Genomic DNA, 5680 nt, shown 5'->3' on the forward strand with positions numbered 1-5680 from the left:
CGGGCTTTTCCGCCCCGCACTCAAGTGCGGGGCTACCAAGCTATCCTTTTGTGTGCAAAGTCAGCCAAGGAAGGGCTTGTTCAGGCAAAGATCGCCTGTCCTCCCAGGTTGACCGCCTCGGATTTCACAAGCCACGGCTTGCTTTTCCCTCTTCTACTGCCCCAGGGACTGCAGCCAGCCGATGAGAGTAGTGCCAGACAAGGCTTCAAACAGGATCAGGGCAACAAAACCGATCATCGCCAAACGCCCGTTCAAGCGCTCTGCATAGTCGGTGAAGCCCACCCGCGGAACGGTGTCCACGTACATCTCCGGCTCGATGGCGTAGTTGTTGAGGCGGCCACCTTCTTCGACTACGACGGAGCGATATCTGCTCATAGGATTCTCCTTGCTTTTTCTCTACTAGCGTAGCGCGCTCTACATAGGACTGTAAAGTTTTGTTTACAACTTTGTTCACCCCCGCAACAAGCCGACACTGACTAGGCTAGGAAGAGTTTGTAGGCCGGATTGTGGCTTTCGTCCCAGTAGCGATAGTTCAGGGTATCCAGAAAGCGCTGCCAGGCGGGCATTTCCGAGGTGGGCACTTGCATGCCGATGAGGACGCGACCGTAGTCGGCGCCGTTGTTGCGGTAGTGAAAGAGGCTGATGTTCCAGTTGGGGCTCATGCAAGACAAGAACTGCATCAGGGCCCCGGGCCGCTCCGGGAACTCGAAGCGGTAGAGCAGCTCGTTCTCGGCCAGGGGGGAGCGCCCCCCCACCATGTGGCGTAGATGCAGCTTGGCCAGCTCGTCGTCGGTGAGATCCAAGGTCTTAAAGCCAGCCCGCTCCAGATCTAGGGCCGCTGCCTGGGCATCGGCCCGATCCCGCACCTGTAGGCCGACAAAGATGTGAGCTTCGTGGGTATCGGCAATGCGGTAGTTGAACTCGGTGAGGTTGCGCTGGCCGATGTGGGCGCAGAACCGACGCAGGCTGCCCCGCTCTTCGGGGATGGTGACGGCGAAAATGGCCTCCCGCTGTTCGCCGATCTCGGCTCGCTCGGCCACAAAGCGCAGGCGGTCGAAGTTCATATTGGCCCCGCTGGCCACCGCCACCAGGGTCTGTCCCTGGATGCCGGTGCGGCTGACGTAGGCTTTGAGGCCGGCAATGGCCAAGGCGCCGGCGGGCTCCAAAATAGAGCGGGTATCTTCAAAGACATCCTTGATGGCGGCACAGGTGTCGTCGGTGCTCACCAAGAGGATCTCGTCCACGTACTGCTGACAGAGGCGGAAGGTTTCTTCCCCCACCTCTCGCACCGCCACCCCATCAGCAAACAGGCCTACCTGAGAGAGGCGCACCCTTCGGCCAGCTCGTAGGGAGCGGTACATGGCGTCGGCGTCCAGCGGTTCTACCCCAATGATTTTGATCTCCGGGCGCAGGCGCTTGACGTAGGCGGCGATGCCCGAGATCAGGCCGCCCCCGCCGACGGCGACGAAGATGGCGTGGATGGGCTGTTGAGACTGGCGCAGGATCTCCATGCCGATGGTGCCCTGGCCAGCGATCACCAGGGGATCGTCGAACGGATGGATGAAGGTCAAACCTTTCTCGGCTTCCAGTTGCCGCGCGTGAGCATAGGCATCGTCAAAGGTGTCGCCGTGCAAGACCACCTGGGCCCCCCGCGCCCGCACCGCGTCTATCTTCACCTGGGGGGTGGTGACGGGCATCACGATGACCGCGTGGGTGCCCAGCCGCTGCGCTGCCAGGGCTACCCCTTGGGCGTGGTTGCCCGCAGAGGCCGCGATCACCCCTTGCGCCAGTTGCTCCGGAGGCAGGTGGGCCATCTTGTTGTAGGCCCCCCGCAGCTTAAAGGAGAAAACCGGCTGCAGATCTTCCCGCTTGAGCCAGACCTGGTTGTTCAGGCGGCGGGAGAGGTTAAAAGCCGGCTCCAGGGGGGTTTCTTGGGCGACGTCGTAAACGCGAGCCGTGAGGATCTGAACAAGATAGTCACAATACATCGGGATGTATCGACGTCGATAGGGTTGAAAAATGTCGAAAAACGTTGCTCCCGGTGGTGCGGGCTGCTCAAACGGGCAATGGATATTATCCCAGGGATCCAACCCTTCTCAAACGAGGGGGGCTTGGGGATAATAGCAGGGGCAATGGGAGAAAAAGCGATGTCGGCGCAGGAAAAGTTGAAGGCGCTGCTGGAGGGCCAGCCGGTGGCCAGCTTGGCGGTGCTGGATCACGGATCCCCGGCGGTATCGTTGGTGCCCTTCGTGGTGCAGTGGGATCCCTTGCGCTTTGCCATTGTCATCAGCGACCTTTCTTCCCACACCCAGGCTTTGCGGGCGGATCCGCGAGCCAGCCTGCTCATCCACGAGCCGCCCACGCCGGGGGATCCCCGCAGCAACCACGCTTTGCCGCGGGTGATGGTGAGCGGAAAAGCCCAGTTCCTCAGCCGCAAGGAAGCGCAAGCCCAGGGGTTCGAGGCTCTTTATCGCGCCAAGTACGAGATTGCCGAGATGATCCTGGGCCTAGCGGACTTCCACTTCTGCCAGATCACCCCCACCGGCGGCAGCTTCATTCAGGGGTTTGGCCAGGCCTTCCGGCTGAGCGGCCCCAACCTGGATCAACTGGAGCACCTCGGTCGCTCTTAGGCGGGAGAACCCAGACCTTCCTCCTCGCGGGAGTTGCTAGGGGATCCCGAGCTCAGGTTTTCGGGTGGGATCCCGGATCCAAGCCAGCAGCAGCGGGTTGACCAGCTCCGGGGCCTCGTCTTGGGGGCAGTGGCCAACTCCCGGCAGGGGGATGAACCCCACCACGCAGGGGAACTCGGCCAAGGCCCGCCCCAAAGCAATGGGCTCCCAGGGATCCACCTCTCCCCAGAGGATGAGGACGGGGCAGGTGACCTGGGGCAGGAGATCCTCGGCCAAGGGCCCCTGGGAGTAGCGCACAAAGGCCAAGAACACCTCTGCCGCTCCCGGATCGAGGGCCGGTCGCAGCAAAAGCTGCACCAGGTCTTCCGTAACCGCTTCCTTGCGCCCATACGCTTGGAGGAGGATGTTGCGAATGGCCCAGGGCTGGGCTATCTGGGCAAAGAAAAACCGGCTGAAGGGGGGCCACCCCAGCAAGGACTGGATGAGGGGGGTGGTTCGGCGGCGCAGCCAAGAGATCTGGCGACGCTTGCGCTCGTGCAACAGCCGCAGTGAGGGATCCAACATCGCCACCCCCAAGGCCTGGCCTGGCTCGAAAACAGCCGCCTGCAAGGCCACAATGCAACCAATGGAGTTGCCCACCAGATAAGCTGGCTCCCCCACCACCTCCCGCCCAAAATCGGCCACCTGGGCGCCCCAGGTTTCAAAGGTGTAGGGGAAAGGGGATCCCGGCAAGGGCTTGGCGGATCCCCCAAATCCCAGGAGGTCAAGGGCGTACACGCGGCAGTGCCGCCCCAGCTCCGGCAAATTTTTCCGCCAGTGGTCGCTGCTGGCCCCAAAACCGTGGATAAGCACCACCGCCGGGCCGGCGGATCCCGCCTGTTGGTAGCGGATGGACTGGCCCTGCCAGAGCCAGCGCCCCTCGCGGGGGGCCAAGACGCTTGTAGAAGGCTGTTCAGAGAGCATGGAATCCCTATCTCACCCCGAAGGATAGCGCTCTTTTTTGTTGGCACAATCTGGATTGGGAAGCAAGTTCTCTCCCTAGGCCCGTGGCAATGTCGTTGGTAACCTACTCCCTTTTGGGCGTCAACCTGCACCTTACCCTGCCGGAAACCCATCTGCAGAGCTATACCGCCTGGATTGAAGCCCGCATCAGCCAGGGCCTGGGTGCTCAGGTAGTCACCTGCAATCCGGAGATGATCATGCAGGCGCAGCGGGATCCGGCCTTTGCCCAAGTGCTGCAGGAGGCTGAGCTGGTGATCCCAGATGGGGCGGGGGTGGTGTGGGCTTTGCGGCGGCAGGGGATCCGTGTCCAGCGGGTGCCGGGGATCGAGCTGGCCGAAGCTTTGATCTCGCGGGCAGCAGAACGGGGGTGGCGCTTGGCCTTGGTGGGAGGAAGGCCGGCAGTCAACCGGGCAGCGGTTCAGCAGTGGCAAGCTCACTTTCCCTCTCTGTCCATTTGGGGCCATCACGGCTACTTCTCTGGCGCCGAAGAGGAAAAACTTCTGCAAGCTCTCCAGAAAATCCAACCCCAACTGGTGTGGGTGGGGCTGGGATCCCCGCGCCAGGAGCTGTGGATCCAGAGATGGCGCAGCCTCTTGCCCCAGGCCATCTGGATGGGGGTGGGGGGCAGCTTCGACATTTGGGCCGGCCAAAAACGGCGAGCCCCCCGCTGGTGGCGTGACCATCACCTGGAATGGTTGTATCGTCTCTATCAGGAACCTTGGCGCTGGCGACGCATGTTGGCTTTGCCCAGGTTTGCCTGGCGGGTGCTGTGGGATCGCTCTTCTCCCTCGCGCTCCTAGCCTGGCAGCTCCACTCGTTCCCTTCTCTCTAGGCGCTTTACCACGATGCTTGGTCAGCACATCGGCTACGCTCCCCGCCTTCACCCTTGGGCTGGTACAGCCCCAAACCCCTCCCTCCTCGTCCCAACCGACCCAGAAACCACCTTGGGCCTCTACCGCAAGCCCCAGACCGGATCCCTGCCAGCCCTAGGTAGCGCTGAGAGCATGGTGTCGCTGCGGGGGGTGAGCAAGGTCTTTCCCAACGGCAACTGGGTTTTCCGAGATGTGAACTTGGAGGTGCGCCGCGGCGAGTTTGTGTTCGTAACCGGGGTGTCGGGGGCGGGCAAGTCCACCCTGCTACGGCTGCTCTACGGGGCCGAACAGGCCACCGAGGGCACGGTGATAGTGGATGGGGTGTGTCTGTTTTCTTCGGAAGGTCGGCGGCGGCCCTACCGCATCCCGCCCCGCCCCCTAGCCATGTTGCGGCGGCGCTTGGGGGTGGTTTTTCAAGACTATCGCCTCTTGGCCAATCGCACCCTGGCGGAAAATGTGGCCTTTGTGCTGCGCGCCCAGGGACTTTCCCCAGCAGAGATTCGCCGCCGCCTGGGGCCGACTTTGAAGATGGTGGGGCTGACCGAGAAGCGGGATTGCTTCCCGGACGAGCTTTCGGGAGGGGAGCAACAGCGCCTCAGCTTGGCCCGCGCCATTGTCAACATGCCCGTCTTGTTGCTGGCCGACGAGCCGACGGGAAATCTGGATCGGGAAAACTCCCTATTGGTGCTCCAAATCCTGGAGCGGCTCAATTCTTTTGGCGTGACGATCCTCATGACTAGCCACGACCCCTATCTGGTGGAGCGGGCGGGTCACCGGGTGGTGCGCCTGGAGGGAGGACATCTGTACGATATGCGCTGAGGGGCTCCCGCCAGAGCGGCGCAGCCCCATCTTCCTCTCCACAACTGCGACGCTAAAGCTTAGAGCGGGCAAACTCTTGGACGGTAGGCAGCATGCACTCTCTCTCCCGATTTCTCAACAAAATCCGCTACCTCCTGCAGGAAACTTTTTTGGGGTTGCGGCGAGGAGGCTGGCTAAACTGGGCGGCGGTGAGCACCCTGTTGGTGTTGCTGTTTCTGGTGGGGATCGGCGTGGAGCTGTCTCGGGGGGTGGATGCAACGGTCCAGTCGCTGGGGGGGCAACTGGAGATCTCCGTCTATCTGGAGCCGGAACGCCGGGGGGTGGATTTGCAGCCCCAAGTGGCCCAACTGCCTCATG

The 5680-nt window shown here is 62.3% G+C and carries 6 protein-coding genes and 1 pseudogene; 4 read left to right on the forward strand and 3 right to left on the reverse strand.

What is annotated here, in order from left to right; genetic code table 11:
* Window positions 1–153: 153 nt before the first annotated feature.
* Together NW846_RS12145 and ilvA are read right to left on the reverse strand one after the other, a co-directional pair.
* Window positions 154–375, reverse strand: coding sequence for a high light inducible protein (locus NW846_RS12145; RefSeq protein WP_011429062.1), 222 nt, complete (start codon window positions 373–375; stop codon window positions 154–156).
* A gap of 101 nt (window positions 376–476) precedes the next feature.
* Complete coding sequence (gene ilvA, locus NW846_RS12150) at window positions 477–1988, reverse strand: threonine ammonia-lyase, biosynthetic (protein ID WP_011429063.1); 1512 nt, start codon at window positions 1986–1988, stop codon at window positions 477–479.
* Window positions 1989–2147: 159 nt separating this feature from the next.
* Here ilvA and NW846_RS12155 point away from each other — a divergent pair, with 159 nt between their 5' ends.
* Complete coding sequence (locus NW846_RS12155; RefSeq protein WP_011429064.1) at window positions 2148–2630, forward strand: pyridoxamine 5'-phosphate oxidase family protein; 483 nt, start codon at window positions 2148–2150, stop codon at window positions 2628–2630.
* A gap of 36 nt (window positions 2631–2666) precedes the next feature.
* On the opposite strand, the gene NW846_RS12160 is transcribed toward NW846_RS12155, so the two are convergent.
* Window positions 2667–3593, reverse strand: coding sequence for an alpha/beta fold hydrolase (locus NW846_RS12160; protein ID WP_414348214.1), 927 nt, complete (start codon window positions 3591–3593; stop codon window positions 2667–2669).
* Between the two features lie 89 nt (window positions 3594–3682).
* Between NW846_RS12160 and NW846_RS12165 the strand changes: the two genes are divergently transcribed.
* The 3 genes and pseudogenes from NW846_RS12165 to NW846_RS12175 form a co-directional block, all read left to right on the forward strand.
* Window positions 3683–4432, forward strand: a complete 750-nt coding sequence (locus NW846_RS12165) for a WecB/TagA/CpsF family glycosyltransferase (protein ID WP_414348217.1) — start codon at window positions 3683–3685, stop codon at window positions 4430–4432.
* 45 nt (window positions 4433–4477) lie between these two features.
* Window positions 4478–5323, forward strand: coding sequence for a cell division ATP-binding protein FtsE (locus tag NW846_RS12170; RefSeq protein ID WP_240527761.1), 846 nt, complete (start codon window positions 4478–4480; stop codon window positions 5321–5323).
* Between the two features lie 92 nt (window positions 5324–5415).
* Window positions 5416–5680, forward strand: a pseudogene (locus tag NW846_RS12175) (ABC transporter permease); the annotation flags it as partial.

Origin of the sequence: Synechococcus sp. W60.3 (assembly GCF_047502615.1) — a bacterium.
In the GTDB taxonomy this organism is placed as follows: Bacteria; Cyanobacteriota; Cyanobacteriia; order Thermostichales; family Thermostichaceae; genus Thermostichus.

Excerpts from the sequence above, each read along its gene's own strand:
- NW846_RS12145 (WP_011429062.1), bottom strand. The coding sequence starts at position 375 with ATGAGCAGATATCGCTCCGTCGTAGTCGAAGAAGGTGGCCGCCTCAAC.
- ilvA (WP_011429063.1), bottom strand. The coding sequence starts at position 1,988 with ATGTATTGTGACTATCTTGTTCAGATCCTCACGGCTCGCGTTTACGAC.
- NW846_RS12155 (WP_011429064.1), top strand. The coding sequence starts at position 2,148 with ATGTCGGCGCAGGAAAAGTTGAAGGCGCTGCTGGAGGGCCAGCCGGTG.
- NW846_RS12160 (WP_414348214.1), bottom strand. The coding sequence starts at position 3,593 with ATGCTCTCTGAACAGCCTTCTACAAGCGTCTTGGCCCCCCGCGAGGGG.
- NW846_RS12165 (WP_414348217.1), top strand. The coding sequence starts at position 3,683 with ATGTCGTTGGTAACCTACTCCCTTTTGGGCGTCAACCTGCACCTTACC.
- NW846_RS12170 (WP_240527761.1), top strand. The coding sequence starts at position 4,478 with ATGCTTGGTCAGCACATCGGCTACGCTCCCCGCCTTCACCCTTGGGCT.